This is a genomic window from Amorphoplanes digitatis (assembly GCF_014205335.1).
Lineage (GTDB): Bacteria > Actinomycetota > Actinomycetes > Mycobacteriales > Micromonosporaceae > Actinoplanes > Actinoplanes digitatus.
This window is the reverse complement of the sequence record NZ_JACHNH010000001.1, coordinates 8,061,844-8,086,877: the sequence shown is the minus strand read 5'-3', so window position 1 is coordinate 8,086,877 and position 25,034 is coordinate 8,061,844. Positions and strand designations below refer to the sequence as shown.

At 73.3% G+C, this 25,034-nt stretch carries 26 protein-coding genes; 21 read left to right on the top strand and 5 right to left on the bottom strand.

What is annotated here, in order from left to right; genetic code table 11:
- Positions 1 to 8: 8 nt before the first annotated feature.
- Both BJ971_RS35795 and BJ971_RS35790 read left to right on the top strand, forming a co-directional pair.
- Entirely contained in the window at positions 9 to 311 is a 303-nt protein-coding gene (locus BJ971_RS35795) for an MGMT family protein (protein WP_184997729.1), read from the top strand.
- Positions 311 to 1,108, top strand: a complete 798-nt coding sequence (locus tag BJ971_RS35790; protein ID WP_184997728.1) for a class I SAM-dependent methyltransferase — start codon at positions 311 to 313, stop codon at positions 1,106 to 1,108. Before BJ971_RS35795 ends, BJ971_RS35790 begins: the two co-directional genes overlap by 1 nt.
- Before the next feature lie 308 nt (positions 1,109 to 1,416).
- Here the strand turns inward: BJ971_RS35790 and BJ971_RS35785 are convergent, their stop codons facing one another.
- The gene (locus BJ971_RS35785) at positions 1,417 to 2,091 is read right to left on the bottom strand and encodes a TetR/AcrR family transcriptional regulator (RefSeq protein ID WP_184997727.1); all 675 of its coding nucleotides are present in this window, start codon (positions 2,089 to 2,091) and stop codon (positions 1,417 to 1,419) included.
- Positions 2,092 to 2,193: 102 nt separating this feature from the next.
- On the opposite strand from BJ971_RS35785, the gene BJ971_RS35780 reads away from it, so the two are divergent.
- Positions 2,194 to 3,123, top strand: a complete 930-nt coding sequence (locus BJ971_RS35780; protein ID WP_184997726.1) for an NAD-dependent epimerase/dehydratase family protein — start codon at positions 2,194 to 2,196, stop codon at positions 3,121 to 3,123.
- On the opposite strand, the gene BJ971_RS35775 is transcribed toward BJ971_RS35780, so the two are convergent.
- The gene (locus BJ971_RS35775) at positions 3,116 to 4,537 is read right to left on the bottom strand and encodes a gamma-glutamyltransferase (protein WP_184997725.1); all 1,422 of its coding nucleotides are present in this window, start codon (positions 4,535 to 4,537) and stop codon (positions 3,116 to 3,118) included. The genes BJ971_RS35780 and BJ971_RS35775 overlap by 8 nt on opposite strands.
- Positions 4,538 to 4,586: 49 nt before the next feature.
- Between BJ971_RS35775 and BJ971_RS35770 the strand changes: the two genes are divergently transcribed.
- From BJ971_RS35770 to BJ971_RS35755, 4 genes are read left to right on the top strand one after another with little or no spacing between them, the layout of a single operon-like run.
- Positions 4,587 to 5,894, top strand: coding sequence for an MFS transporter (locus tag BJ971_RS35770; RefSeq protein ID WP_184997724.1), 1,308 nt, complete (start codon positions 4,587 to 4,589; stop codon positions 5,892 to 5,894).
- A 10-nt stretch (positions 5,895 to 5,904) separates the two neighbouring features.
- Complete coding sequence (locus BJ971_RS35765; protein WP_184997723.1) at positions 5,905 to 7,356, top strand: pyridoxal phosphate-dependent decarboxylase family protein; 1,452 nt, start codon at positions 5,905 to 5,907, stop codon at positions 7,354 to 7,356.
- A gap of 16 nt (positions 7,357 to 7,372) precedes the next feature.
- A complete protein-coding gene (locus BJ971_RS35760) occupies positions 7,373 to 7,933 on the top strand; it encodes an NADH-quinone oxidoreductase subunit B (protein ID WP_184997722.1) in 561 nt (186 codons plus the stop codon).
- A 31-nt stretch (positions 7,934 to 7,964) separates the two neighbouring features.
- Entirely contained in the window at positions 7,965 to 9,266 is a 1,302-nt protein-coding gene (locus BJ971_RS35755) for a DUF2252 domain-containing protein (protein ID WP_184997721.1), read from the top strand.
- Between the two features lie 7 nt (positions 9,267 to 9,273).
- Here the strand turns inward: BJ971_RS35755 and BJ971_RS35750 are convergent, their stop codons facing one another.
- Together BJ971_RS35750 and BJ971_RS35745 are read right to left on the bottom strand one after the other, a co-directional pair.
- The gene (locus BJ971_RS35750; RefSeq protein WP_184997720.1) at positions 9,274 to 10,281 is read right to left on the bottom strand and encodes a hypothetical protein; all 1,008 of its coding nucleotides are present in this window, start codon (positions 10,279 to 10,281) and stop codon (positions 9,274 to 9,276) included.
- A complete protein-coding gene (locus BJ971_RS35745) occupies positions 10,274 to 10,786 on the bottom strand; it encodes an RNA polymerase sigma factor (RefSeq protein WP_184997719.1) in 513 nt (170 codons plus the stop codon). Before BJ971_RS35745 ends, BJ971_RS35750 begins: the two co-directional genes overlap by 8 nt.
- Before the next feature lie 122 nt (positions 10,787 to 10,908).
- Between BJ971_RS35745 and BJ971_RS35740 the strand changes: the two genes are divergently transcribed.
- The 14 genes from BJ971_RS35740 (at position 10,909) to BJ971_RS35675 (ending at position 24,460) form a co-directional block, all read left to right on the top strand.
- Positions 10,909 to 11,607 (top strand): NADH-quinone oxidoreductase subunit C, encoded by a 699-nt coding sequence (locus BJ971_RS35740; protein ID WP_184997718.1) that lies wholly within the window; start codon positions 10,909 to 10,911, stop codon positions 11,605 to 11,607.
- Positions 11,607 to 12,566, top strand: a complete 960-nt coding sequence (locus tag BJ971_RS35735) for a complex I subunit 1/NuoH family protein (RefSeq protein ID WP_184997717.1) — start codon at positions 11,607 to 11,609, stop codon at positions 12,564 to 12,566. Before BJ971_RS35740 ends, BJ971_RS35735 begins: the two co-directional genes overlap by 1 nt.
- A 58-nt stretch (positions 12,567 to 12,624) precedes the next feature.
- A complete protein-coding gene (locus tag BJ971_RS35730; protein WP_184997716.1) occupies positions 12,625 to 13,209 on the top strand; it encodes a NuoI/complex I 23 kDa subunit family protein in 585 nt (194 codons plus the stop codon).
- The gene (locus BJ971_RS35725) at positions 13,206 to 13,721 is read left to right on the top strand and encodes an NADH-quinone oxidoreductase subunit J family protein (protein ID WP_184997715.1); all 516 of its coding nucleotides are present in this window, start codon (positions 13,206 to 13,208) and stop codon (positions 13,719 to 13,721) included. The genes BJ971_RS35730 and BJ971_RS35725 overlap by 4 nt, the downstream gene beginning before the upstream one ends.
- The gene (gene nuoK / locus BJ971_RS35720) at positions 13,721 to 14,053 is read left to right on the top strand and encodes an NADH-quinone oxidoreductase subunit NuoK (protein ID WP_184997714.1); all 333 of its coding nucleotides are present in this window, start codon (positions 13,721 to 13,723) and stop codon (positions 14,051 to 14,053) included. Before BJ971_RS35725 ends, nuoK begins: the two co-directional genes overlap by 1 nt.
- Positions 14,050 to 15,942 (top strand): NADH-quinone oxidoreductase subunit 5 family protein, encoded by a 1,893-nt coding sequence (locus BJ971_RS35715; protein WP_184997713.1) that lies wholly within the window; start codon positions 14,050 to 14,052, stop codon positions 15,940 to 15,942. Before nuoK ends, BJ971_RS35715 begins: the two co-directional genes overlap by 4 nt.
- Entirely contained in the window at positions 15,939 to 17,486 is a 1,548-nt protein-coding gene (locus BJ971_RS35710; RefSeq protein WP_184997712.1) for a complex I subunit 4 family protein, read from the top strand. The genes BJ971_RS35715 and BJ971_RS35710 overlap by 4 nt, the downstream gene beginning before the upstream one ends.
- A complete protein-coding gene (locus BJ971_RS35705) occupies positions 17,483 to 18,934 on the top strand; it encodes an NADH-quinone oxidoreductase subunit N (RefSeq protein ID WP_184997711.1) in 1,452 nt (483 codons plus the stop codon). The genes BJ971_RS35710 and BJ971_RS35705 overlap by 4 nt, the downstream gene beginning before the upstream one ends.
- A gap of 120 nt (positions 18,935 to 19,054) precedes the next feature.
- Positions 19,055 to 19,939 (top strand): zinc metalloprotease HtpX, encoded by an 885-nt coding sequence (htpX, locus tag BJ971_RS35700; protein ID WP_184997710.1) that lies wholly within the window; start codon positions 19,055 to 19,057, stop codon positions 19,937 to 19,939.
- A gap of 105 nt (positions 19,940 to 20,044) precedes the next feature.
- Entirely contained in the window at positions 20,045 to 21,310 is a 1,266-nt protein-coding gene (locus tag BJ971_RS35695; protein WP_184997709.1) for an MFS transporter, read from the top strand.
- An 81-nt stretch (positions 21,311 to 21,391) separates the two neighbouring features.
- Positions 21,392 to 21,856, top strand: coding sequence for a DUF1707 SHOCT-like domain-containing protein (locus BJ971_RS35690; protein WP_184997708.1), 465 nt, complete (start codon positions 21,392 to 21,394; stop codon positions 21,854 to 21,856).
- Positions 21,857 to 21,929: 73 nt separating this feature from the next.
- A complete protein-coding gene (locus BJ971_RS35685) occupies positions 21,930 to 22,946 on the top strand; it encodes an LLM class flavin-dependent oxidoreductase (RefSeq protein WP_184997707.1) in 1,017 nt (338 codons plus the stop codon).
- Positions 22,947 to 22,982: 36 nt separating this feature from the next.
- Positions 22,983 to 23,804: a GNAT family N-acetyltransferase gene (locus BJ971_RS35680; protein ID WP_184997706.1), complete on the top strand. Its 822-nt coding sequence runs from the start codon at positions 22,983 to 22,985 to the stop codon at positions 23,802 to 23,804.
- Positions 23,801 to 24,460, top strand: coding sequence for an MOSC domain-containing protein (locus tag BJ971_RS35675; RefSeq protein WP_184997705.1), 660 nt, complete (start codon positions 23,801 to 23,803; stop codon positions 24,458 to 24,460). Before BJ971_RS35680 ends, BJ971_RS35675 begins: the two co-directional genes overlap by 4 nt.
- On the opposite strand, the gene BJ971_RS35670 is transcribed toward BJ971_RS35675, so the two are convergent.
- Complete coding sequence (locus tag BJ971_RS35670) at positions 24,457 to 24,918, bottom strand: hypothetical protein (RefSeq protein ID WP_184997704.1); 462 nt, start codon at positions 24,916 to 24,918, stop codon at positions 24,457 to 24,459. The two genes, BJ971_RS35675 and BJ971_RS35670, sit on opposite strands and share 4 nt — an antisense overlap.
- Positions 24,919 to 25,034: the final 116 nt, after the last annotated feature.

Genomic DNA, 25,034 nt, shown 5'->3' with positions numbered 1-25,034 from the left:
TGGCGCCGGTGACACCGCAGGAGTACGTGGAAGAGGTCCTCCGGCTCGTGGAGAGCATCCCCGAGGGCAAGGTCATGTCGTACGGGGCGGTCGCCGACGCGCTGGCCGAGCGGTCGGGCCGCAACTCGGCGCGGCAGATCGGCTCGATCATGGCGCGGCACGGCGGCGGCGTACCGTGGCACCGGGTGGTCAACAGCGCCGGGCGGACGCCGCCGGGTCACGAGCAGGAGGCGCGGCAGCGGTTGCTCAGCGAGGGCGTGCCGATGAAGGGCGAACACGTGGACATGGCCCGCGCGAGCTGGCTGCCCTGATGGAGACGGGACAGCCGAGCCGGACGGCCTTCAGCGCGGCCCGTTACCGGGCGGCCCATCAGCTCATCGAGGGCGGCGAGATCTTCTCGGATCCGCTGGCCGTGCGCATCCTGGGCGTGCCGCCGGACGCCGAGGAGGCGCCGGGGCGGCGGGCCATGCGCCTGTTCATCGCCGCGCGGACCCGGTTCGCCGAGGACGCCCTGGCCGTCGCGGTCGGCAACGGCACCCGGCAGCTCTTCGTCCTCGGCGCGGGGCTGGACACGTTCGCGTACCGCAATCCGTGGCCGGAGCTGCGCGTCTTCGAGGTCGACCACCCGGACACCCAGGCGTACAAGCGGCAGCGGCTGGCCGAGGCCGGTATCGCGGTGCCGGAGACCGTGACGTACGTGCCGGTGGACTTCGAGACCGGGAAGCTGGGGCTCACGGCCGAGCCGGGCGCGTTCTTCCTCTGGCTCGGCGTGGTGCCATACCTGACCCGGGCGGGCTTCGACGAGACGCTCGACGTGATCGCGGCGACCGAGCGGGCCGAGGTCGTCTTCGACTACGCGATGCCGCCGTCGTCGATGTCGCCCGAGCGGAGGGCAGCCCTGGAGGCCCGCGCGGCGCGCGTGGCGCGCATCGGGGAGCCGTGGCAGACCTACTTCATGCCGGACGACCTCGCCGCCGAACTGCGCGCCCGGGGCTTCGGCGAGATCGAGGACCTCGGCCCCGCCGAGCTCGCGGCCCGCTGGTTCGGCCGGCCCGACGTCCCCCGGGACACCCCGGGCGGCCACGTCGTCCACGCCAGACGCCCCTAGCTATCCGCTGACCGCGACCGGCAAGGTACGTCCGCTTGACCCACCACCCACCCCGGCCCGCCCGACCAAACCCCCTGCCGAGCCCACCGCGCGGCAGCCAGACCACCCACCGCAAGGTGCACGCAAAAGCCCACCCACGCACCCACCAGCGAGGAACCAACACCCCACCGCAACGGACCCCCCATGCAAGGGTGGGGCCGGGGGTGACCACGCACGAGCGTAAAAACGCTCCACCAGCCGTGCGTGGTCACCCCCGGCCCCACCCGTCCACCGCAACCGAACCCCGAACATCACCACGCGCCACCCATCTAGCGGAACCCGATCGCGGCGGCCTCGCCGCGCATCTGGAGCTCGAAGAACTCCCGGCGCTGGTCGATCGTGTTGTTGAGCTGCCCGAACAGCTCAGCGCTTATCGCGCCGCACAGGTGGATCCAGGCGCCCATGCTGCGCGCGACAAGCTGCGGCGGCGCGCCCGGCGAGGTGTGCTCGGCGACGACCTCCAGCTCCGCGAGGAGCGGGCCGGTGATCGGCTCACCGGCCTCGACGTCGCCGGCCAGGGTTGCGTCGTGCACGATCGCCCCGACCTGCAGGATGACCCGGATGGCGGGCTCGACGGTGTCCCGCGGCGCCTGGTAGCCGGGCACCGGGCTGCCGTAGATCAGCGCCCACTCGTGCGGGTTGGCCAGCGCCCAGTCGCGGACCGTGTGGCAGAGCGCCAGGAAGCGCTCCGCGTGGCCGCCGGTGCGGGCCGACTCCTCGGCGGCGGCGCCGAGCGCGTTGTACGCGTCGATGATCAGCGCCGTGAGCAGGTCGTCTCGGCTGGCGAAGTAGCGGTAGACCGCGGACGAGGCCATGCCGAGGTCGCGGGCGACCGCGCGCAGCGACAGGTTGGCGCCGTCGGTGGCGAGGTGGCGCCGGGCCACGGTCTTGATCTCGTCGGTCATCTCGGCGCGCACCCGGGCACGGATCGAAGCAGCGGTCATGGCGGCAAGTGTGCCACAAAGGAGAGCACTGCTCTTGCCAAGTTTCGGCATAGGTGAGATTGTTGTTCTCAACAGAGAGCAGTGCTTACAAGGGAGAACATGATGTCGAACCACGTGATCGTCGGCGCCGGCCCCGTCGGTTCCGCGGTGGCCCGCCTGCTCGCCGGGCAGGGCGAGTCCGTGCGCGTCGTGACCAGAAGCGGCGGCGGGCCGGAGCATCCACTGATCGAGCGGGTGGCCGCCGACGCGACCGACGCGGCCCGGCTCACCGACCTGACCCGCGGCGCGACCGTGCTCTACAACTGCGCCAACCCGAAATACACCCGGTGGGAGACGCTCTGGCCGCCGCTGGCCGCCGCGATGGTCACCGCCGCGGGCGCGGCCGGCGCCGTCCTGGCCATCACCGGCAACCTCTACGGCTACGGCCCGGTCCCCGGCGGCCGGATGACCGAGCGCACGCCGCTCGCCGCGACCGGGCGCAAGGGCCGGGTCCGGATCGCGATGTGGCAGGACGCGCTGGCCAGCGGGGTGCGCACGGTCGAGGTCCGCGGCTCGGACTACATCGGTGCGGGCACCGCGTCGATCTTCTCGGCGGTGCTGCTCCCGGCGATCGCCAAGGGCCGCACGGCCTGGGCGCCGGTCGACGTCGACGCGCCGCACACGTTCACCTACACCGGGGACATGGCCCGCGCGCTGGTGACCCTTGCCGGCGACGAGCGGGCGTTGGGCCGGGCGTGGCACGTGCCGTCGCCGGCCGCGCTCAGCGTCCGTGACCTGGCCGACCGCTACTGCGCGCTGGCCGGCGTCAAGCCGGTCGCGGTCCGGTCGCTGCCGCGCTTCGTGATGCGCGCCGCCGGCACGGTCGTCCCGATGGCCCGGGAGCTGGCGGAGATGGACTACCAGTTCTACGCGCCGTTCCTCATGGACAGCACCGAGACGCAGCAGACGTTCGGCCTCGCCGCGACCGACCTGGACGTGGCACTGCGGGAGGTCGCCGACGCCGCTGAGGAAACCGCGGCACGGACTATGTGAGCAGCAGCCCGACGCCGTCGCGGCGGGGGTCGCCGGCCGCGCCGCCGGCACCCACCGCCGTGACGCCGCCGAAGTAGTGGTCCACGTCCGGCCACTGGTTCACGATCCAGCCCGCCTCGGACAGGGCGGCCAGCTCGTCGCCGGGACAGCCCGGCTCGGCGTGGACCGTGTCGTCGACCACGTGGAAGCGGGGCCGGGCGATCGCGTCCGGGGTGTCGACCCCGTCGACAAGCACCCCCAGCAGCGTGTGCACCAGCGCCGTGCGGATCCGCGAGGCGCCCGCGGACCCGGCGGCGACGGCCAGCTCCCCGGCGGCGTCGATGACCACGAGCGGGCACATGTTCGACGACATCCGGACGCCGGGCGACAGGTCGTCGGTGATCAGCTCGCCCTCGCCGAGCATGGAGTTCATGTTGATGCCGAGCCCGGGCAGCCAGACCGCGGCGCCGAGCCCCATCGTCGTGGTGATCACGCAGGCGTTGCCCTCGGTGTCGACCACCGAGACGTTCGTGGTGTCGCCGATCTTCTGCCGGCCGCGGTCCCGCAGCGCGGCCGCGAGGGCGACCGCCCGGGCCGGTCGCGACTGGTCCGGCAGGCCGCGCGGCAGCGCGGCGATCGTGTCGACCGTCCGATTGAGATCGTGCCGGGCCCGCACCCGGTACGAACCCAGCGTGGCGTGGTCGACCGGCGTCTCCAGCACCCGGTAGGCCGCGAGATCGATCGGCCCGAGCGCGCCGCCGCCGGCCCGCACGGTGTCGACGATCAGCGACGCGATCGAACCGGTGTAGAAGAGCGCGGGCCCCTCGGCGGCGAGCCCCTCCAGCGCGGACGCGAGCCCCGGGTGGAAGAGCAGGTCGCCGCCCTGCAGAAGGTTCCCGCGCGGTGCGTAGAACGCGGCGCCCTCGCCGTGCGCGAGCGCCGGGGCGCACGAGCCGAGCGTCCGGGCGTGCGCGGGCGGCAGCGCGACTCCGGTCCGGGCCAGGCCGAGCGCCGGCTCGACCAGGTCGGCCCAGGGCAGCCGGCCCCAGCGGCGGTGCACCTCGCCGCAGCCGGCCGGCACGCCCGGCACGGCGACGCTGGCGCCGCCGATCGAGTAGACCTGCGGCATGCCGCCGAAGAACACGTCGACGGCGATCATCGGCCCGGCTTGGCGGTCCCCGTCCGTTCCGGGCACCGAGACGAAGAAGTCCAGGCAGGTCACCGAGCCGCTGGCCGCGTCGAAGTAGGTGGCGAAGCCGCCACCGCCGAGGCCGGTGTAAATGGTCTCGGCGACGCAGGTGGCGAGCACGGCGGCGACCGCTGCGTCCGCCGCAGTGCCCCCGGCCCGGAGGATCCGCAGCCCCGCCTCCGCCGTCGCCGGATGGTTCGCCGCGACCCCGGCGGCGACCCGGGTAGGCCGTGGGGAAAGCTCCATTCGCCGAAGCGTATGCCCAGCGGCCCAACGATGGTTACCATCCGCGTCCATGACGGTCACCGGTCCCTCGCACGGCGTACGGCTGCCCCGCCGCGTTGTCACGGGATATTCGCTGGGTTCGCTGGTCACCGGGCCGTTCGGGACGGTGCCGGGCCTACTCCTTCTGCCATATCTGACCGACACGCTCGGTGTCGCCGCGGGCGTCGCCGGACTGCTCGTGCTGCTGCCGAAGGCCTGGGACGTCCTGATCAACCCGGTCGCGGGCCGGATCTCCGACCGCACCGGCAACCGGCGCGCGTTCCTGCTGGGCGGTGGCCTCGCGCTCGCCGTGCTCTTCGCGGCGATCTTCGCCGGGCCGTTCGGCGCCGGCGGCCTGGCCGGTGCGTACGTCGCGGCCGCGTTCCTCGCCGCGGCCACCGCGTTCGCCTTCTTCCAGGTGCCGTATGTCGCGATGCCGGCCGAGATCACCGACGGCTACGCCGAGCGCACCCGGCTGATGACCTGGCGGGTCGCGGTCCTGGCCTGCGGGATCCTGGTCTCCGGCGCGCTGGCCCCGCTGATCGTCGACCTGGGCGGCGGCGGCCTGGCCGGCCACCGGTTGGCCGGCGCGTTCGTCGGCACCCTCATCGTCGTGGGCGCCCTTAGCGCCTTCTTCGGTACCCGCACCGCGGAGTCCCACTCGGCCCCCGAGCCGGAGCCGAGCCTGCGGGCGCAGCTACGGGTAGCGGCGGGCAACTCGTCGTTCCGGGCGCTGCTGCTCTGCTGCATCGTCCAGGCGGCCGGCATCGCCACGATGCTCGCGGGCGTCCAGTACTTCTCCGACCACGTCATCCGGCAGGACTCCGGCGCGACCTTCATGTTCGCGGCCTTCGTCGGCCCGGCGCTGCTGGTCATGCCGCTCTGGACCCGGGTCGGCGCCCGGCACGGCAAGCGGCGCGGGCTGATCGCCGCCTCCCTGCTCTTCGCCGGCGGCGCCCTATCCCTGCTGCTGTCGCCGGCCCTGCCGGCCCTGGCGGTGTACGGGCTCACCGCCCTCATCGGCTGCGGCTACGCCGGGCAGCAGGTCTTCGCCCTGGCGATGCTGCCCGACCTGATCGAGCGCGACACCGTGCGGACCGGGCGCCGCCAGGCGGGCGTCTTCACCGGCCTGTGGACGGCGGGGGAGACGCTGGGCCTGGCGCTGGGCCCGGGCATCTACGCGCTGATCCTCCAGCTCTTCGGCTACGTCTCGTCGTCGACCGGCGAGGCGGCGGCACAGGACTCGGCGGCCCGGCTCGGCGTTCTGATCGGCTTCACCCTGGTACCCGCCCTGCTGGTCGGAGCGGCGGTCACGCTCCTGCGCCGGTACCAGGACTAGCGTCGTGGCCATGATCGAAGCCTTGCCGTGCAACGGGGTGCCGACCGACCAGGTGCTCGCCGAATTGCGGGAGTTGCGGACCGTCGACCTGCCCACGCACGGCGGCCGGCTCTTCGCGTACGTCTACGACCCGGCCGTCGCCGGGCTGGACGATCTGGCGCGGGCCGCGTACGCGATCTCGGCGCACGTCAACGGCCTTGACCCGACCGCCTTCCCGTCCCTGCTGGTCATGGAGAACGCGCTTGTCACCTCCGCCGCGCGGCTGCTCGGCGGCGGGCCGGGCACGGCCGCGCCGGACGTCGTCGGCAGCGTGACGGGCGGCGGCACCGAGTCGCTGATCCTGGCGGTCAAGGCGGCCCGCGACGCACACCCGGAGATCGAGCGGCCGCGGCTGGTGATCCCGTCGAGCGCGCACGCCGCGTTCGCGAAGGCCGCGCACTACCTGCGGGTCGCCCTCGACGTCGTGCCCGTCGACGCCGGCCTGCGCGCCGACCCGGCGGCGATGGCCGCGGCGATCGGCGCCGAGACGGTCCTGGTGGCGGCCTCGGCGCCGTCGTACGCGCACGGCGTGGTCGACCCGATCGCGGAGATCGCCGCGGCCGCCGCCGAGCGCGGCGTCCGGTTCCACGTCGACGCCTGCTTCGGCGGCTGGGTGCTGCCGTACCTCAAGCGGCTCGGCGCCGACCTGCCGGACTTCGACTTCTCCGTGCCCGGCGTCACCAGCATCTCCGTCGACCTGCACAAGTACGCGTACGCCCCGAAGGGCGTCTCCGTGCTGCTGCACCGCGACGCCGCGCTGCGGATGCCGCAGTACTTCGCGTACGCGGACTGGCCCGGGTACACGATGGTCAACCCGGTCATCTCGTCCACCCGGTCCGGCGGCCCGATCGCCGCGGCCGTTGCCACGCTGCGGCACCTCGGCGACGACGGCTACCTGCGGCTGGCCGGCAAGACCCGCGACGCGGTCGGCGTGCTGGCTGCCGCGGTCGAGGCCACCGACGGCGTCCGGCTCTACGCGCCGGCCGAGACCACCGTCGTCTGCCTGGCGGCCGAGCCGGGCGTGGACCTGTTCGTGCTCGCCGACGAGCTGGCGGCGCGGGGGTGGCACACCCAGCCCCAGCTCGCGTACGGGAATCTTCCGGCGACCATCCACCTGACCGTGACCGCCGCAGTAGGGGAGACCGTCGACGGGTTCGCGCCCGACCTTGCCGCCGCGGTGGCCGCGACGCGGGCCCGCGGCCCGGTCGCGCTGCCGCCCGAGTTGCTCGAGGCGGCCGGGGCGCTGACCCCGGAGATGGTCACGCCCGAGCTGATCGAGGGCCTGGCCGCGGGTCTCGGCCTCGGCGACGGCGCCGGCGGCGCGATGGCCGCCGTGAACTCGCTGCTGGACGTCGCGCCGCCCGCGCTCCGGGAGGCGCTGCTGGCCGGCTTCCTGAGCCAGCTCCAGCGGCCGGCCTGGTAGGGGGTAGGTTGACGGCGTGGCCGGTCTGCCAGGAGTGCTCGGGGAACCCATCAAGTTCGTGCTGAACTGGGGACGCCGCTACTCGATGTGGGTTTTCAACTTCGGCCTGGCCTGCTGCGCGATCGAGTTCATCGCGACGAGCATGAGCCGGCACGACTTCATGCGGCTCGGGGTGATCCCGTTCGCGCACGGCCCGCGCCAGGCCGACCTGATGGTGGTCTCCGGCACGGTCACCGACAAGATGGCCCCGGCGATCAAGCGGCTCTACGACCAGATGCCCGAGCCCAAGTACGTGATCTCGTTCGGCTCGTGCTCCAACTGCGGCGGCCCGTACTGGGACTCGTACTCGGTGACCAAGGGCGTCGACCAGCTCATACCCGTCGACGTCTACGTGCCCGGCTGCCCGCCGCGGCCCGAGGCGCTGCTGCACGGCATCCTGCGCCTCCAGGAGAAGATCGCGGCCGAGCAGTCCGGGCTGGGCGGGGTGTCCCGGCCCGACCCGCTGATTCCCGGCCCGCCGGCCGAGCCCCGCGACGCCGGCTCGCTGACCGCGCCCCTGGTGCGCCCGCCGGTCTGAGGGCGTGACCGCGAGGACTAGTCTGCGAACCATGAGCGACCAGAACCGCGCCGATTTCATCATCGACGTGCTGATCAGGGAATTCGGCGAGCTGATGGCGCTGGACCCGGCGGCCTTCCGGCGCAAGTTCCGCAAGATGGCGGCCTCGCCGTTCGCGTTCTACCGGGGCAGCGCCTCGCTCTTCTACGCCGACCAGGCCGGTGCCTACCGCGACGACAGCTTCCTCGACGAGCGCACCAGCCGGGTCTGGATTCACGGCGACCTGCACGCGGAGAACTTCGGCACGTACATGAACTCGTCCGGCGTCCTGGTCTTCAACGTCAACGACTTCGACGAGGCCTACGTCGGCCCGTTCATCTGGGACCTCAAGCGGTTCAGCGCGAGCGTCGCGCTGATCGGCTACAGCAAGGCACTCTCCGACGACGTGATCAGCGGGCTGGTCACCGCGTTCGCCAACGGTTACCTGGCCGAGCTGCGGGCGATCGCGGCCGGCGGCGACGACGCGATCGGCTCCATCACCCTGGACACCGCCGACGGCGTGCTGCGCCGGGTGCTCCAGGAGGCACGGCTCAACACCCGCGTCGACCTGCTCGCCGGGCAGACCACGATCGACGACTACGAGCGGCGCTTCTCGCTCGGCGACGGCGTGTACGAGGTCGACGAGGCCACCGCCGCGACGGTCGTCGGCGCCTTCCAGCGGTACCTGCCGACGCTGCCGGAGCACGGCGCCCCGGTGTCGACGAACATCAAGGACATCAAGCTGCGCAAGGGCGTCGGCATCGGCTCGGCCGGGCTGCCGTCGTACAACCTGCTGCTCGAGGGCAACACCCAGGCGCTCGAGAACGACGTGATCATCTACATGAAGCAAGCGCAGGTGCCCGCCGTCGCCCGCTGGATCGACGACGAGCGGGTCCGCTCCTACTTCAAGCACCAGGGGCACCGCACCGCCGAGTCGCAGCGGGCCCTCCAGGCGCACGCCGACCCGTGGCTCGGCTACACCGAGCTCGGCGGCGTCGGCCAGCTCGTCGCGGAGGTCTCGCCGTACGCGGCCGACCTGGACTGGGCCGACGTCAACGAGCCCGATGAGCTGGCCGGCGTCGTCACCGACCTGGGCCGCGCGGTGGCCCGGATGCACTCGGTCGCCGACGACGAGTCCAGCCACGACCTTGTCGACTTCTCCACCGAGGAGGCCATCGTCGCCGAGGTCGACCGGGACGAGAAGGGCTTCGTCGCGCTGCTCGTCGACTTCGCCCACCGGTACGGCGACCAGGCCCGGGAGGACCACCAGGACTTCGTCGACCTGTTCCGCAACGGTCGGCTCCCGGGCCTGTAGCGGCGGCTCAGGCGGGGCTGACCTGGTAGGCCCAGCCGGCGTGGTTCCGGGCCGGGCCGTCCGGGACCACGATGATCATCAGCGTGGTGTCCGCCGGCAGCGAGAGGACGTCCTCCTTGGTGAGCCAGGGACTCCGGTCGCACAGGACATCGAGCGACAGCAGCGCCTGGTGGTCGCTGGTCGGCACGCCGCCGGGTGGCACCGCCGCCACGGTCAGGTTCAGCGAGCCCGGCCCGGCGCAGGCGAACCGGAGCTCGAGATTGCCGGGCCTGGCGTAGCCGGTGGCCTGTCGGGTCCGCATCTGCTCGGTCGTCACCCGCAGCGGTGACGTCGCGCCGGCCGACGTGAGCACCTCCGCCGCCCGGTCCGCGTTCCGGATCGACTCGTCGGCCGCCGCGGCGTCGTCGTCGTGGAGGGCGTCGTCGCCCGACGGGCCGTCGTCGCCGAGCTTCACCGCGTATACGGCGTTGCCCGCCGCCTGCCAGTTGCCGGCGACCGAGACGAGCACCGGGCCCTTGAACGTGATCAGGATGGGTGTGACCGCGACGACCGGACTCTCGGCGCAGGGGACGATCCGGCGGCCGAGCACCGCGGACTCGTCGGCGTTGCGCGCCTGCTCGATGTCGATGGTGATCAGTCCAGGCCCGGCGCAGGTCACCGCCATCGTGTAGCCGCCCGGTGTGACACCGGCGAACGCCAGCCTTCCCCCGGCCTCGACGGCCCCGGTCTCCAGCCGGCCGGTCAGCTTCGGCAGTTGGTCGTCCAGCGCCAGCCTCGCGGCGTCGACCAGGTCGTTCATCCGTTCGGCGGGTGACACCGGCCGCTGGCGTTCGGTCGGCAGGTTGGCCGCGGCCAGGCCGCCGGCGACGGTGAGCGCGACCGCGGCGGTGGCGACCGTCCGCCTGGTGCGGCGCCGCCGCACCGTGTGCCGGGCGGCCTCCGTGCCGGGCGGGCGCACGTGGGGCAGGGTCTCGGCGCGCAGGTCGGCGAAGAGCGCCTCGAGCTGGTCAGGCACGGCGGGCCTCCTGGGCGGTCGTGTCGGTCGGGTCAAGCTGGGCGGCGAGTGCCGCCCGGGCCCGGTGCAGCCAGGACTTCACGGTGCCCTCGGCGACACCCTCGCGGTCGGCGATCTCGGCGATGGTCATGTCGGCCAGGTAGCGCAGCACCATCGCGCGGCGCTGCGCCGGCGGCAGCGTGCCGAGCGCGGCGACCAGGGCCACCCGCTCGGGGCCGGGCCCGGCGACCTGCGCCTCGGCGAGCCGCTGCTTGCGCAGGAAGCCGAGGGCCGTGCGGGTGCGGCGCCACCTGCTGACGGCCAGGTTCCAGGCGACCCGGCGGATCCACGCGACCGGGTCGTCGTACCCGGAGACGGTCCGCCACCGGGCCAGGGCGCGGCAGAACGCCTCCTGCGCGATGTCCTGCGCCTCCTGCCGGTCGCCGAAGTACGCGTAGAGCTGCACGGTCAGATCGGCGTAGTGCGCGGCGTACAGCTCGTCGAACGACGCTGGGGTGTCTGGCACGGCGATGAGCGTCTCCGGTCTGATGGCTGTGGCCTGGATTGTCACAGCGACAACACGCCCCTGAACATCGAAGGGTTGCGGTCGGCCGGGGTCCTTCTCCGGGTGACCATAGGATGTGCCCCATGACGCCCGAAGAGGTCGGCGAGCGGATGGTCGCGCTGCTGACGGCCGCCGAGCCAGACGCGCCCGACGAGGGTGAGATCACCGCCGGTGTCTCCGGCGGCGGCCCGGGGCACGAGCGGGCCGTCGTGGACGTTCCCGCCGCCCGCTGGTGGGCCGCGCTGGAGGCGGCCCGCGATCCGGGCGCGCTCGGCTGCGACTTCTTCGACTGGCTCTCGGCGGTCGACGAGCTGGACGAGGGCTTCTCGATCGTCGCGCACCTGTGGTCCAGCCGCCGCCGCCACGGCGTGCTCGTGCGGGCCCGGCTGGACCGGGAGAACCCGGTGGTCGAGTCGGTGATCGACCTGTTCCCCGGTGCCGCCTGGCACGAGCGCGAGACGCACGAGATGTTCGGCATCCACTTCGAGCGCCACCCCGGCCTGCGGCCGCTGCTGCTGCCGCCGGGCTTCGAGGGCAATCCGCTGCGCAAGGAGTTCGTGCTCGCGTCGCGGGTCGCCAAGGCGTGGCCGGGCGCGAAGGAGCCGGGCGAGTCCGAGTCGGGCACGGCCAAGCGGGCACCGATGCGGCCGCCGGGCGTACCCGACCCGAACGAGTGGGGCCCGATGAAGGGCAAGATCCCGCCGCCGGAGACCCCGGCCCGCCGCGCACCGCGCGAGCGCCCGGCGCCCCCCGCGCCGAAGACGGACGGAGAGGGCGCCTGATGCCGCTCTGGCTCGATCTGCTCGTGCGGGTGGTCGCCGTCGTCGCCGCGTTCCTGGTGCTGCCGCTGGTCGTCGGCCAGATGGAGCACAAGGTGATGGCGCACATGCAGGGCCGGCTCGGCCCGATGTACGCGGGCTCCTTCCACGGCTGGGCGCAACTGGTCGCCGACGGCGTCAAGTTCGTGCAGAAGGAGGACATCACCCCGCGCGACGCCGATCGCACGGTGTTCCGGCTGGCCCCGATCGTCGCGCTCTTCCCGTACCTGATCGTGCTGCTGGCCATCCCGATCGGGCCCGGCGGCCTGGTCGCCCAGCGCATGGACATGGGCCTGTTCTTCGTCCTGGCCGTGCTGGGCGTCGGCGTGGTCGCGGTGCTGATGTCCGCCTGGGCCTCGGCGAACAAGTACAGCCTGCTCGGCGGCCTGCGCGGCGCGGCACAGCTGCTCGGCTACGAGTTGCCGCTGGTGCTCTCGGCGGCCAGCGTCGCGATGGCGGCGGGCACGCTGAGCCTGCCCGGCATCGTCGAGGCCTGGTCGCCGTGGTGGCTGCTCTGGCAGGCGCCGGCGGCGCTGGTGTTCTTCGTCTCCGGCCTGGCGGAGATCCGCCGGCCGCCGTTCGACATGCCGATCGCCGACTCCGAGCTCGTCTTCGGCTACCTGACCGAGTACACGGGCCTGCGCTTCGCGTTCTTCCTGCTCGCCGAGTACGTCGGCATCGTGGTGATCGCGGCGCTGACCACGGTTCTGTTCCTCGGCGGCTGGCACGGGCCGGACCCGGCGCACCTCGGCTGGCTCTGGACGCTGGTCAAGGTCTTCGCCGTGTCCTTTGTGATCATCTGGCTGCGGGTCACCTATCCGCGGCTGCGCGAGGACCAGCTCCAGCGGCTGTGCTGGCTGGTCCTGGTGCCGGTGGCGCTGGGCCAGCTCGTGCTGACCGCCGTGGTGAAGGTGGCGACGTGAGGGGTAAGAACGAGGGTGTGCTCGCCTCCGCCAGGGCGACCGGGCAGGATAGGCCCTTATGAGCGAGAGCGGTGAGCGGCGTACGCCGGGCAAGGGGCTGATCAACGGCCTCGCCGTGACGCTCAAGATGCTGGTCAAGCCCACCATCACCCAGCAGTACCCCGACGTCGAGCCGGACCTGCCGCCGCGCTCGCGGGGCGTGATCGCCCTGCTCGAGGAGAACTGCACGGTCTGCATGCTCTGCGCCCGCGAGTGCCCCGACTGGTGCATCTACATCGATTCGCACAAGGAAGAGGTCGTCGTGCCCGGCGCGGCCCGGGCCCGCCAGCGCAACGTGCTCGACAAGTTCGACATCGACTTCTCCCTCTGCATGTACTGCGGCATCTGCATCGAGGTCTGCCCGTTCGACGCGCTGCACTGGACGCCCGAGTTCGAATACGCGGAGACCGACGTCCTCGACCTGCTGCACGACAAGAGCCGCCTCGGCGACTGGATGCGTACCGTCCCGCCGCCGCCCGCGCATGACGTGCTCGGCGAGCCCTCGAAGGAGGAGTCCGCCGCCGCGCGCAAGGCCGCCGGACCGGGCGCGGCCACCGCCGCACAGACCGCCCGGCCACCGGTACGCCCGGAGCAGGCACCGTGACCGTCGCCGACGTGCTGCTGCTGGCGCTCGGAGCCGTCGCGGTCGGCTCCGGCGCGGCCGTTGTCACCACCAGCCACCTGGTCCGGGCCGGCCTCTACCTGGTCGTCAGCCTGGGCGCGATGGCCGGCATCTACCTGGTCCTCGGTGCCGAGCTGGTGGCCTGGGTGCAGGTGCTCGTCTACGTCGGCGCGGTCGTGGTGCTGCTGCTCTTCGCCGTCATGCTGACCCGCGCACCTATCGGCGCGTCGAAGGACCTCGACCGGCCGGCCTGGCCGGCCCGGATCGTCGGCGGCGGGGTCGGTCTCGGCCTCGCGGTGCTGCTGGCCGACGCGTTCCGCTGGATGCGCTTCGCACTGCCCGCGCCGGGCACGGCCGAGCGGATGGGCGCCGAGATCTTCGGGCGGTGGGTGCTGCCGTTCGAGGTGCTCTCGATCCTGTTGCTGGCCGCCCTGGTCGGCGCGATCGTGCTGTCGCGCCCCGACATCGGCGCGCGGAACGGAGACGAGCACTGATGCACGCGGTCATCCCGTACGTGACGGCCGCCCTGCTCTTCGGGCTCGGCGTCTACGGCGTGCTGCGCCGGCGCAACGCGATCCTGGTGCTGATGGCGGTCGAGCTGATGCTCAACGCGGTCAGCCTGATCTTCATCACCGCCGACGCCTCGCTTGCCAAGGGCGCCCCTGGCTACTCCGGCGCCGTGTTCGCCCTCTTCGTGATCGTGCTGGCCGCCGCCGAGGTGGGCGTCGGGCTGGCCATCGTGTTGCAGTACTACCGGATGCGCCACGCCGTGCAGCTCGACGAGATTCAGTTGGACGCGGAGACCGAGGGGCAGGCCGCCCGGTGATCGCTGAGGTCCTCGGTACGGCGCTGTTCGGCGTGCCTTTGCTGTTCGGCCTGTTCGGCCTCCTGCTGCCCGCCGGCGACGGCGGCCGGGCGCGGCGGCCTGCCGCGACGCTGGGCATAGCCGGCGCCGCCGTCGCCCTGCTCGCCACGGTCGTCCTGCTCATCGCCGGCGACACCGTCGACTTCGGCGTGGAAGTGGTCCGCTTCGGCGACCTGCCGGTCACCGTCGGCGTCTCGCTGGACCCGGCCGCGCTCTACGTCGCGCTGGCGGTCACCGTCGTCGCGCTCCTCGTGCAGATCTACTCGGTCGGCTACCTGCACGACGACCCGCGCTACGCGCACTACGCGGCCCAGGTCAGCCTCTTCACCGGGGCGATGCTGACGGTCGTCGCCGCCAACGACCTGATCATGCTGCTGGTCGGCTGGGAGGTGATGGGCGTCTGCTCGTACCTGCTCATCGGCCACGACCGGCGCCTGCCCGAGGCGCCCCGGGCGGCCGTCAAGGCCTTCCTGGTGACCCGCGTCGGCGACGTCGGCTTCCTGCTGGGCATCGCCCTGCTCGGCATCTCGGCCGGCAGCTTCCGGCTCACCGACGTGTTCGCCGCCGAGCCCGCGCACCTGACCGTCGCGCTGCTGCTGATCCTGGCCGGGGTGGCCGGCAAGAGCGCACAGTTCCCGCTGCACACCTGGCTGCCCGACGCGATGGCCGGCCCGACGCCGATCTCCGCGCTGATCCACGCGGCGACAATGGTCGCCGCGGGCGTGTACGTGGTCTTCCGGCTGTTCCCGCTCTTCGCGCGCTCGCCCGCCACGCTCGCCGTGCTCGGCGTCATGGCGGCGATCACCCTGCTGCTCGGCGCGCTCAGCGCCACCGCGCAGGACGACCTCAAGCGGGTCCTGGCCTGGTCGACGGTCTCCCAGATCGGCTACATGACCGGTGCCCTGGCGATCGGCGTGCCCGGCGCGGCCCTGTTCCACCTGCTGACCCACGCCGCCTTCAAGGCGCTGCTCTTCCTCGCCGCCGGCGGCGTCATCCACGCCGTCGGCACCAACCTGATGTCCCGGATGGGCGGCCTGCGCGCGCACCTGCCGGTGACGTTCTGGTCCTTCGTGATCGGCCTGGGCGCCCTGGCCGGGCTGCCGCCCCTGGCCGGTTTCTGGTCCAAGGAGAGCGTGCTGGTCGCGGCCGAGCACGCCGCGACCGCGGGCCACGGCCCGGCGCCGGCCTGGGTGGGCTGGGTGGTCTGGGTCGCCGGGCTGCTCGGCGTCGCGATCACCGCCTGGTACGCGACCCGCCTGCTGCTGCGCACGTTCTTCGGCCGCCCGCGCACCGAGCAGTGGGAGGTCGGCTTCGACGACGCCCGCTACGAGCGCGGTCCCGACGCGCCGCACGACCCGCCGCGGCTGATCCGCTGGCCGGTGCTGGTGCTCACCGTCCCATCGGCGCTGCTCGGCCTCGCCGTCTTCCTGCCCGGCTTCCGCTCCGCGATCGGGCTGCCGGCGCCGCACCTGGCGGCCGGCGTCGTGCTCCCGTTGCTGCTGCTCGCGCTCGGCGCGGGCGGCGCCTGGTGGCTGTGGCACACCGCGCCGGGCGTCGACCCGGCACAGGCCCTCGGCCGGCTGGGGCCGTTGTTCGCCGCCGGCTTCCGGATCGACGACCTCCAGGACCGCCTCGTCGTACGCCCGGTGCGCGCGCTGGCCACCGCCGTGCGCCGCTTCGACGAGCGCGTTGTCGACGGTGCCGTCGAGGGCTCCGGCACCTCGGTCACCCGCCTCGGCGCGATCCTGTCCAACGCGCACCGGGCGGCCCTGCCCCGGGCCGCCGTCGCGGTCCTCGCCGGCGCGCTGGTGCTCGGCGTCGCCGCGGCGATCTACGGAGCCGCCGCATGAACTACGTGGAGTACTCCTACACCGGCGGCTGGGCGACGCCGGTGCTGCTCATCGCCGTGCTGGCGGTGCCCGCGCTCGGCGCGCTCGCCGTCGCCCTGCTGCCGGCCCGGATGGATCGCGGCGCCCGGCTGCTCGCGACGGCGTTCGCGGCCGTCACCTTCGTGCTGACCGTGCTGCTCGCGGCGCTGCGCCAGCCGGACTTCGGCTACTTCGACTACGGCACCGGCCCGCTGGCGCTGGTGCCGTGGGCCGACGTCAACGTGCCCTGGGTGCCCGCGCTGGACGTCGGCTTCCACCTCGGCGTCGACGCGATCTCGTACCCGCTGGTCGTGCTCACCGGGCTGCTGACGGCGCTGTGCTGCGCGTACACGGTGTGGAAGGTGCCCGGCGGCGGCCGCGGCCGGGCGCTCGCCGCGCTGCTGCTGGTGCTCGAGGTCGGCATCCTGGGCACGTTCCTCGCCCTGGACCTGGTCCTGTTCTTCATCTTCTTCGAGGTCGTCCTCCTGCCCATGTACGCGGTCATCGCGGGCTGGGGCGGCCCGGACCGCCGGCGGGCGGCCCGCAAGTTCGTGCTCTACACACTGTTCGGCTCGGTGCTGCTCCTGCTGGGCGTCTTCACCGTGATCGTCGCGGCGGGCACCGGCGACATGGTGGCCCTTACCGGCGCCTCCGACCTGTCCCGCACGGTCCAGTGCTCGGCGTTCGCCTTGTTCGCGATCGCGTTCGCGGTGAAGGCGCCGCTCTGGCCGCTGCACACCTGGCTGCCGGACGCGCACACCGAGGCGCCGACGGTCGGCAGCGTGATCCTGGCCGGCGTGCTGCTGAAGATGGGCACCTACGGCCTGATCCGGGTCGGCGTCGGAGTGGTGCCGGAGGGCGCGGCCTGGGCGGCGCCGGTGCTCGGCGTCCTCGCGGTCGTCGCGATCATCGTCGGCTCCCTGGTGTGCCTGCGCCAGACCGAGCTGAAGCGGCTGATCGCCTACTCCAGCGTCGGGCACATGGGCTTCGTCATGCTCGGCATCGCGACGCTGACGGTCACCGGCATACAGGCGGCGCTGATCGGCAACGTGGCGCACGGCATCATCACCGGCCTGCTGTTCTTCCTGGCCGGCGCGATCAAGGACCGGGCGCACAGCGGTGAGCTGTCCGAGCTGGGCGGGCTGCGCGAGACCGCGCCCCGGCTGGCGGGCGTGCTGGGCTTCGCCGCGATCGCCTCGCTGGGCCTGCCCGGCCTGGCCGGCTTCTGGGGCGAGGCGTTCGCGGTGGTGGCGGCGGCGCAGCGCGGCGGTCCGCTGTGGATGACGCTGGCGGCGGTTGCGGCGGTCGGCGGCGCGCTCACCGCCGCGTACTTCCTGCGCCTGCTGCGCCGGGTGACACACGGCCCCGCGACTCCGGCGGTTACCGGCTTCGCGGAGATCTCCCGGCCGGAGTGGCTGGCCTGGTCGCCGCTGATCCTGCTGGCGCTGGTGGTCGGCCTGGTGCCGGCCCTGGTGCTCGCCGCGACCGCCGGCCCGGGTGCCGCGCTGACCGGAGTCCTCCCATGATCCAGTCGGTGAACCACTTCGCGCTGCTGCCGCTCTACGCCGCCGCCGGCACGGCGCTGCTCGTGCTCGTGCTGGAGCTGGCCGTCGGCCGCTGGGTGGCGCCGGCCGGCATCGCCGGTGGCCTCGCCACGATCGGCGCGGCGGTGACGCTGGCGCTGGACCCGGCGGACACGTTCTGCGGCCCGGCGCGGTGCTCCTGGGTGGCCACCCCGCCGGCGGCGGTCATGGCGGTGCTCTTCGCCGCGCTGACCATCGGCGTGCTGGCGCTCTCCGCGCCCGCGCTGCGCCTCGGCATCGCGCCGGCCGGCGAGTTCTGCTTCCTGCTGACCTCCTCGATGGCCGGGGGAGTGGTCGTCGCGTACGCGGGCGACCTGATCACGCTGATCGTCGGCCTGGAGACCCTGACCCTGCCCCTGTACGTGCTTGTCGGCCTGCGCCGGTTCGCGCCGCGCGAGCGGGGCACCACCGCGGGCGCCTCGGCGGCGGTGACGTTCTTCCTGGTCAGCGTGGTGTCCACGGCCCTGGCCCTGCTCGGCGCCGCCCTGCTGTACGCCTCGACCGGCGCCCTGCACCTGGCGGAGCTGACCGGCGGCGCGGGCCAATTCGCCCCGCTCGCGTCGGTCGGCGCCGCGCTGCTGGTGATCGGCTTCGCCTTCAAGGTCGCGGCCGTGCCCCTGCACGCCTGGGCGCCGGCCACCTACGACGGCGCACCGATCCCGGTGGCGGCGTACCTCTCGACGGCCTCGAAGCTGGGCGGCGTGATCGCGCTCGCGGCGGTGGCGCAGCGGCTGGACACCGGCCCGCTGGTGGCGGTGCTCGCGGTGCTGACCATGACGGTCGGCAACCTGGTGGCGCTGCGGCAGACCCGGATGATCCGCCTGCTGGCCTGGTCGTCGGTGGCACAGGCGGGCTACATCCTGGCGCCGCTGGCCGCCGGCGCGTCGGGCGTGCCGGCGGCGCTGGCGTACGCGGTGTTCTTCGTCCTGCTGGAGTTCGTGGCGTTCGGCGTGGTCGTCGCGCTGCGCGGACCCGGCGGCGACGGCGGCGACCTGGCGGAGTACCGCTCCGCCGGCCGCCACCATCCGTGGCTGGGCGCCGCGCTGGTGCTGTCCTTCGCCGGCCTGGCGGGCCTGCCGCCGGGCCTGGCCGGGCTGTTCGCCAAGGTGACGATCGTGGCGTCCCTGATCGACGACGGCTGGGGCTGGCTGGCGGGCGTGGTCGCCCTGAACGCGGTGATCGCCCTGGCCTACTACGTCCGGGTCGCCGCGAGCCTCTACGCCCCGGTCGGCCTCCCGCCGGAGCCGGTGCCCGCCGCCGAGCCAGGTGCCGTGGCGACGCTCACCCGGGTCGACGTGTCCCGCCCGGTGGGTGCGGCCGTCGCGGTGGCGACGCTGCTGACGGTGATCCTGGGCTTCGCCCCCCAATGGGTCTTCGACGCCCTCAGCTGATTCGGAGCCGTGGCCCAGGTCACACACAGTGAACTCACAGCTACATCCCGGATTGATTCACATACTCGCGATGTTCCATGAGACGTGGGCCCACCGGCCCGCTCTCTGAAGGAGTACATCGTGCACAGCCACCACAACGGCCTCAAGACGGCCGCTCTGCTGGGTCTGCTGACCGCCATGATCCTCACCATCGGGTACTGGCTCGGTGGCGGCGGCGGCCTGGTCTTCGCCGTCCTCCTCTCGCTGGCCCTCAACGCCGGCACCTACTTCTTCTCCGACCGGATCGCCCTGCGGTCGATGCGGGCGCGGCCCGTCAGCGAGGCGGAGTTCCCGGAGCTGTACCAGATCGTGCGCGAGCTCGCCACGACCGCGGGACAGCCGATGCCGCGGCTGTACGTCAGCCCGGCCCTGCAGCCCAACGCGTTCGCGACCGGGCGCAACCCGCGCAACGCCGCCGTCGCGGTCACCGTGGGGATCACGCGGCTGCTGGACGCCCGCGAGCTCCGCGGCGTCATCGGCCACGAGCTCTCCCACGTCTACAACCGCGACATCCTGATCTCCAGCGTCGCCGCGGCGCTCGCCGGGATCATCACGATGGCCGCCCAGCTGGCGATCTTCCTGCCGCTCGGCGGCTCGGACGACGACGACGGCCCGAACCCCGCGTCGCTGATCCTGATGCTGATCCTCGCCCCGCTCGCCGCGGGAGTGATCCAGCTCTCGATCAGCCGCAACCGGGAGTACCAGGCCGACGCGTCCGGCGCGACCCTGACCCGCGACCCGCTCGCGCTGGCAAGCGCGCTTCAGAAGATCCAGTACGGCGCGCAGCGGGCGCCGCTGCCGGCCGACGGTCAGCTCGCCGGCTCGGCGCACCTGATGATCGCCAACCCGTTGCGGGCCGGCGGCATCGCGTCACTCTTCTCGACCCACCCGCCGATGGAGGAGCGGATCCGGCGGCTGCACCAGCTCGCCGCGGTCACCGGCAACGGGGCCGGCCGCCCCTGGTGACGTCCGTGACAGGGCGTCTATTTCAGATGTGCGGAGCGCTCACCGAACGTTAGGTTCGATGAGCGCTTTCGCTCGTTACATATCCAGCTCGGGAGGCAGGACCGGATGGCCGCACTGCGTCAGTACCTTGGCGTGTGGCGGATGCCCGGCGGCCGGGTCCTCCTGATCGTCGGCATTCTCGCCCGCCTCGGCATCGGCATGACCCCGCTCGCCCTGCTGCTGCTCGTGCAGCGGGCCACCGGCAGCTACGCCGTCGCGGGCCTGGCCGGCGGCGTCTATGCCCTCTCCGGCGCCGCGATCAGCCCGATCGCCGGCCGCGTCGCGGACCGGATCGGCCCGTCGCCCGTACTGCTGACGACCGCGATCCTGCACCCGCTCGCGCTGATCGGCCTCCTGCTTGTCGCCCGCAGCGGCGGCGCGGCCCTCCCCGCGATCATCGTGGCCTCGGCGCTGGCCGGCGCGACCTACCCGCCGCTGACCGCGGCGATCCGCCGGGCCTGGACCGACGCGACCGAGGTCGGCACCGGCCGGCACGGGCTGCGCTCGGCCGCGATGGCCGCCGAGACCTCGCTCTTCGAACTGGTCTTCGTGCTCGGCCCGATGCTCGTCGCGGCCCTCGTCGTGATCACACACGACCCGGCGTCCGCGCTGATCTTCGCGGCCGTCGCCACCTTCGGCGGCACGCTCGCGATCGCCTGGCTGCCGGTCATGCGGCACTGGGTGCGGCACGAGGACGCCGACACCACCCGCGGCCTCGGCCCGCTGCGGGTCGGCGGCTTCCCGGCGCTGCTCGCCTGCGTCGCCGCGCTCGGCATGGCGTTCGGCGCGGCGGGCGTGATCGTCCCCGCCTACGCCGCGCAGCACGGCGGCGGCGACGGGCTCGGCGGCGTCCTGCTCGGCGTCTGGGGCATCGGCAGCGCGATCGGCGGCATCTGGTTCGGCACCCGGCGGCCCGCGATGGCGCTGCCCCGGCAGTTCGCGTGGCTGCTCGGCGCGGTCGCGCTCAGCTTCCTGGTGCTCGCGATCATGCCCAGCCCGCTGGCGCTCGGCGCGGCCCTGGTCATCGGCGGCGCCACGATCGCACCGGCCCTGACGGTGGAGAACAGCCTGATCGGCCGGATCGCGCCCGCGGGGATGCTGAACGAGGCGTACACGTGGGCCGTGACCGTGACGGTCGCGGGCAGCGCGGCCGGCGGCGCGGTGGCCGGCGTGATGGTCGACCGGCCCGGCGGCCTGCCGTGGGCGTTCGTCTTCGCGGCCGCGGTGCTCGGGATGGCCGCACTTGTCGCCGCCGTTCCGGCGGGTCCGATGGCCCGCGCCGACGAGCTGGCCGCCGCCCGCATGCGCGCGGCGATGGCGACGTCGCTCTGATCGCCGATTTGGCGGGGCGGTCCGGGCGGTATGCGCCGTTCGGGGCTGGAGAGGTCCCGATCGCTCGGTTAGCCTGACGGCATGGCGAGGGAAGTCGTGCCGCGACCCGGTGTCGAGACGATGCGTGCGGCGGACGCCGACCGTCACAAGATCGCCGAGGAGCTGAAGGCGGCGCTCGACGAGGGCCGGCTCTCCCTCGGCGAATACGACGACCGGGTGCGCGAGGCATACGCGGCCCGCACCTACGCCGACCTGCTCGGCCTGGTGGCGGACCTGCCGAAGCCGGGCCTGAGCGCGGCCGAGGTGCACGCCCGCCGCATGGCGGAGGCCCGCCGCCTGGCCCGCAAGATGCCGTTGGCGTTGCAGGTCCTCTGGACCATCTGGGCGTCGGTCGCGGCCGTCAACCTGATGGTCTGGTTCGTCGTCGAGGTGACCATCACCGGCCACGTCTACCCGTGGCCGATCTGGGTGCTCGTGCCCGGCGCCGCCCTCGCCGCCACCACGGTCGGCGTCCAGTCGATCCGCCGGCAGCAGCGCCGCCGGTAGCCGCTGTGGCGCAGCTCATGCGCCGGTGGCAGGTTGCGCCCGGCACCGGCGACGTAACGTCGGATCCGTGGTCATGAATCGTGTGCCTTTGTCCGTGCTGGACCTCGCCACCGTCAGCGAGGGGCACGACAGCGCCGACGCGCTGCGCGGCACCACCGAGATCGCGCGGGCCGCGGACGATCTCGGATACGCCCGCTTCTGGGTCGCGGAGCACCACAACATGCCGGCGGTCGCGTCCACCTCGCCGCCGGTGCTTATCGCGCACGTCGCGGCGAACACCAGCCGCATCCGGGTCGGCTCCGGCGGAGTCATGCTGCCCAACCACATGCCGTTCGTCGTGGCCGAGCAGTTCGCCCTGCTCGAGGCCCTGCACCCCGGCCGCATCGACCTCGGCATCGGGCGGGCGCCCGGCACCGACCAGGCCACCGCCGCCGCGCTGCGCGGCGGCTCGCCGCACCTGACCGTCGAGCAGTTCCCCGACCACCTCGGCATGGTGCTGGCCCTGCTCGGCGACGACCGGGTGCCGCCGGAGCGGGTCAGCCGGCTGCGGGCCACCCCGGCGCCGCGGACGTTCCCCGAGGTCTGGATGCTCGGCTCGTCCACCTACGGGGCACAGGTGGCGGCCGCGCTCGGGCTGCCGTTCTGCTACGCGTACCACTTCGCGATGAGCTCCGATGTGGACACCGCGGCGCGGCTCTACCGCTCGGCCTTCAAGCCGTCGCCGCGATACCCCGAACCGCACCTCATGGTCAGCGCCTCCGTGCTCGCGGCGGAGACCCGGGAGGAGGCGCAGTTCCTGGCCGGGCCGAGCCGGATCGTCGCGCTGAGCCTGCGCACCGGGCGCCTCGGCCCGATCGTCTCCCCGGAGTCGGCGGCGAACCAGGAACTGTCCGATCTCGACCGCGGCGTCCTCGACCAGCTACCCGGCACGCAATATGCGGGCACCGCCGACGACGTCGTCGCGGGCCTGGACGCGTTGGTGGAGCGCACCGGCGCGAACGAGCTGATCCTCGCCGGCGCGACCTACGCACCGGCGACCAGGCAGGATTCGCTGGCCCGCATCGCCAAGGCCTGGGGCCTGCCGAATTAGGGTGCGCCGCGCACGGCTCGCGGCACAGGATGGGGCATGACTTGGCACATCACCGACAGCGTCGACGACTTCCTCGCCGGGGCCGGTGAGTTCCTGCGCGCCAGCCCGGTGGAGAACACCCTGCTCCTGACCGTCAGCGAGACCGTGCGCGAACGCGGCCCCAACGCCTTCGGCGCCGAGCCGCCGATCTTCGGCTGGTGCGACGGCGGCGCCTTTCTGCGTACGCCGCCCCGCGCCGCCGTGCTCAGCGCGATGTCCCCGGCCGCCGCGGCGGACCTGGCCGGCCGGCTCGGCGGCACGCCGCTGCCCGCCGTCGCCGGGCCCGACGCGGTCGCGGAGGCCTTCTCCCGGGAGTGGCAACGCCGCACCGGCGCGACGCCGCGCGTCACCGGGCGCATGCGCCTGTTCCGCCTCGGCGCGCTGGTGCCACCGACCCCGCCGGCGCCCGGCCGGGCCCGCGTCGCCGGACCCGGCGACCGCGGCCTGCTCCTCGACTGGACGAACGCGTTCCTGCGGGAGCTCGGCGAGCCCCCGACCGCTGACGAACTGGTCGACGACCGGATCTCGTACGGTGGCCTGCGGCTGTGGGAGGTCGACGGCGAGCCGGTATCGATGGCCGGCGCCACCCGCAGGGACGCCGGGATGGTCCGGGTGCTGTCGGTCTACACGCCGCCCGAGCACCGGACCCGGGGCTACGCGGGCGCGGTCACCGTCTCCGTCAGCCAGGCCGCCCTGGACGCCGGCGCGAGCGACGTGGTGCTCTTCACCGACCTCGCCAACCCGACAAGCAACGCCCTTTACCAGCGAATCGGCTACCTGCCGATCGAGGACCGCAGCGTAGTGGAGTTCGCCTCATGACCAGTGCCGTCGTTCTCCAGGTCAACCTGGCCGTGCCCGAGAAGAGCAACGCCAAGCACGTCGGTACGACCGGCATCAACAAGCAGCCGGTCGACCACCCGGTCGCGGTGCGGGCGCCGGGGCCGAAACGCACCGGGCTGCACAGCGGCCTGGTGGGCGACCAGATCTTCGACGTCGAGCACCACGGCGGCGACGACCAGGCCGTCTACGCGTACGCCCGCGAGGACTACGACTGGTGGGAGGAGCGACTCGGGCGCAAGCTGCCGGGCGGCCTCTTCGGTGAGAACCTGACGACGGCGGGCCTCGACGTCAACGGCGCGATGCTGGGCGAGACCTGGCGGATCGGCGACGAACTGGTGCTACAGACCACCTTCGGCCGGATCCCGTGCGCGACGTTCCAGTGGAAGATGGCGGAGCCGCAGTGGGTCAAGCGCTTCGGCGCGGAACGCCGGCCGGGCGCCTACCTGCGCGTGGTCCGGCCCGGCGACGTGCAGGCCGGCGACCGCATAGAGATCCTCGACCGCCCCGGCCACGGCGTGAGCGTCGCGGACGGCTTTCACGCCTGGCTGCACGAGCCGGAGCTGCTGCGCGGGTACCTGGACCTGGATCTGCCGGAAACCCTGAAGGAGGACTTCCGCCGCCGCCTCAAGATCTAAGGCGCGCGGAGGCAGGGCGACCGGACCTGGAGGGACAGCGCCCGGGGCTTGGGCGTGACGGTCACGACGTCGATGGTGTATCCGTCCGGGGTGACGGTGGAGATGGCGCCCCGATAGCCGTCGACGGTGCTGTCCAGGGTGATCGGCATCCCGTTGGCCTGCCACGTGTCCCGGAGCACGGCCCGGGCGCGCGCGTGCCGGGTGACCCACATGGGCACCCGGTAGACGGCCTGCACGCTGTAGAGCCCGCCGGCGCAGGCCGACTCGGTGACGACCGCATTCGTCGTCGAGGACCGCAGGATGGTCGCGGTCTGCCCGGCGTAGCGCGCGACGTCGGCCACGGCCTGCCCCTTGCTCCGCACCGGAGGGCCGGCGGCCGCCTGAGCGCCGCCGTGCGCGCAGCCGGCCAGGGCGAGCAGCCCGCCCAGCGCGGCGGCGGCGAGACGCGACCGGCTCATTGGCGCCTCCCCTTTTGGCCGAGCATTGACCGGCACACAGGGTATCGGCGGCCCGCACGTCTTCTACCCTGGGGTTCCATCCCCGGCGACACCGCGCTGGCCGTCTACTTCGCCAG

Excerpts from the sequence above, each read along its gene's own strand:
- BJ971_RS35695 (WP_184997709.1), top strand. The coding sequence starts at position 20,045 with ATGGCCGCACTGCGTCAGTACCTTGGCGTGTGGCGGATGCCCGGCGGC.
- BJ971_RS35690 (WP_184997708.1), top strand. The coding sequence starts at position 21,392 with ATGGCGAGGGAAGTCGTGCCGCGACCCGGTGTCGAGACGATGCGTGCG.
- BJ971_RS35775 (WP_184997725.1), bottom strand. The coding sequence starts at position 4,537 with ATGGAGCTTTCCCCACGGCCTACCCGGGTCGCCGCCGGGGTCGCGGCG.
- BJ971_RS35790 (WP_184997728.1), top strand. The coding sequence starts at position 311 with ATGGAGACGGGACAGCCGAGCCGGACGGCCTTCAGCGCGGCCCGTTAC.
- BJ971_RS35730 (WP_184997716.1), top strand. The coding sequence starts at position 12,625 with ATGAGCGAGAGCGGTGAGCGGCGTACGCCGGGCAAGGGGCTGATCAAC.
- BJ971_RS35740 (WP_184997718.1), top strand. The coding sequence starts at position 10,909 with ATGACGCCCGAAGAGGTCGGCGAGCGGATGGTCGCGCTGCTGACGGCC.
- BJ971_RS35765 (WP_184997723.1), top strand. The coding sequence starts at position 5,905 with ATGATCGAAGCCTTGCCGTGCAACGGGGTGCCGACCGACCAGGTGCTC.
- BJ971_RS35675 (WP_184997705.1), top strand. The coding sequence starts at position 23,801 with ATGACCAGTGCCGTCGTTCTCCAGGTCAACCTGGCCGTGCCCGAGAAG.
- BJ971_RS35735 (WP_184997717.1), top strand. The coding sequence starts at position 11,607 with ATGCCGCTCTGGCTCGATCTGCTCGTGCGGGTGGTCGCCGTCGTCGCC.
- BJ971_RS35710 (WP_184997712.1), top strand. The coding sequence starts at position 15,939 with ATGAACTACGTGGAGTACTCCTACACCGGCGGCTGGGCGACGCCGGTG.
- BJ971_RS35780 (WP_184997726.1), top strand. The coding sequence starts at position 2,194 with ATGTCGAACCACGTGATCGTCGGCGCCGGCCCCGTCGGTTCCGCGGTG.
- nuoK (WP_184997714.1), top strand. The coding sequence starts at position 13,721 with ATGCACGCGGTCATCCCGTACGTGACGGCCGCCCTGCTCTTCGGGCTC.
- BJ971_RS35705 (WP_184997711.1), top strand. The coding sequence starts at position 17,483 with ATGATCCAGTCGGTGAACCACTTCGCGCTGCTGCCGCTCTACGCCGCC.
- BJ971_RS35680 (WP_184997706.1), top strand. The coding sequence starts at position 22,983 with ATGACTTGGCACATCACCGACAGCGTCGACGACTTCCTCGCCGGGGCC.
- BJ971_RS35670 (WP_184997704.1), bottom strand. The coding sequence starts at position 24,918 with ATGAGCCGGTCGCGTCTCGCCGCCGCCGCGCTGGGCGGGCTGCTCGCC.
- BJ971_RS35755 (WP_184997721.1), top strand. The coding sequence starts at position 7,965 with ATGAGCGACCAGAACCGCGCCGATTTCATCATCGACGTGCTGATCAGG.
- BJ971_RS35785 (WP_184997727.1), bottom strand. The coding sequence starts at position 2,091 with ATGACCGCTGCTTCGATCCGTGCCCGGGTGCGCGCCGAGATGACCGAC.
- BJ971_RS35770 (WP_184997724.1), top strand. The coding sequence starts at position 4,587 with ATGACGGTCACCGGTCCCTCGCACGGCGTACGGCTGCCCCGCCGCGTT.
- BJ971_RS35685 (WP_184997707.1), top strand. The coding sequence starts at position 21,930 with ATGAATCGTGTGCCTTTGTCCGTGCTGGACCTCGCCACCGTCAGCGAG.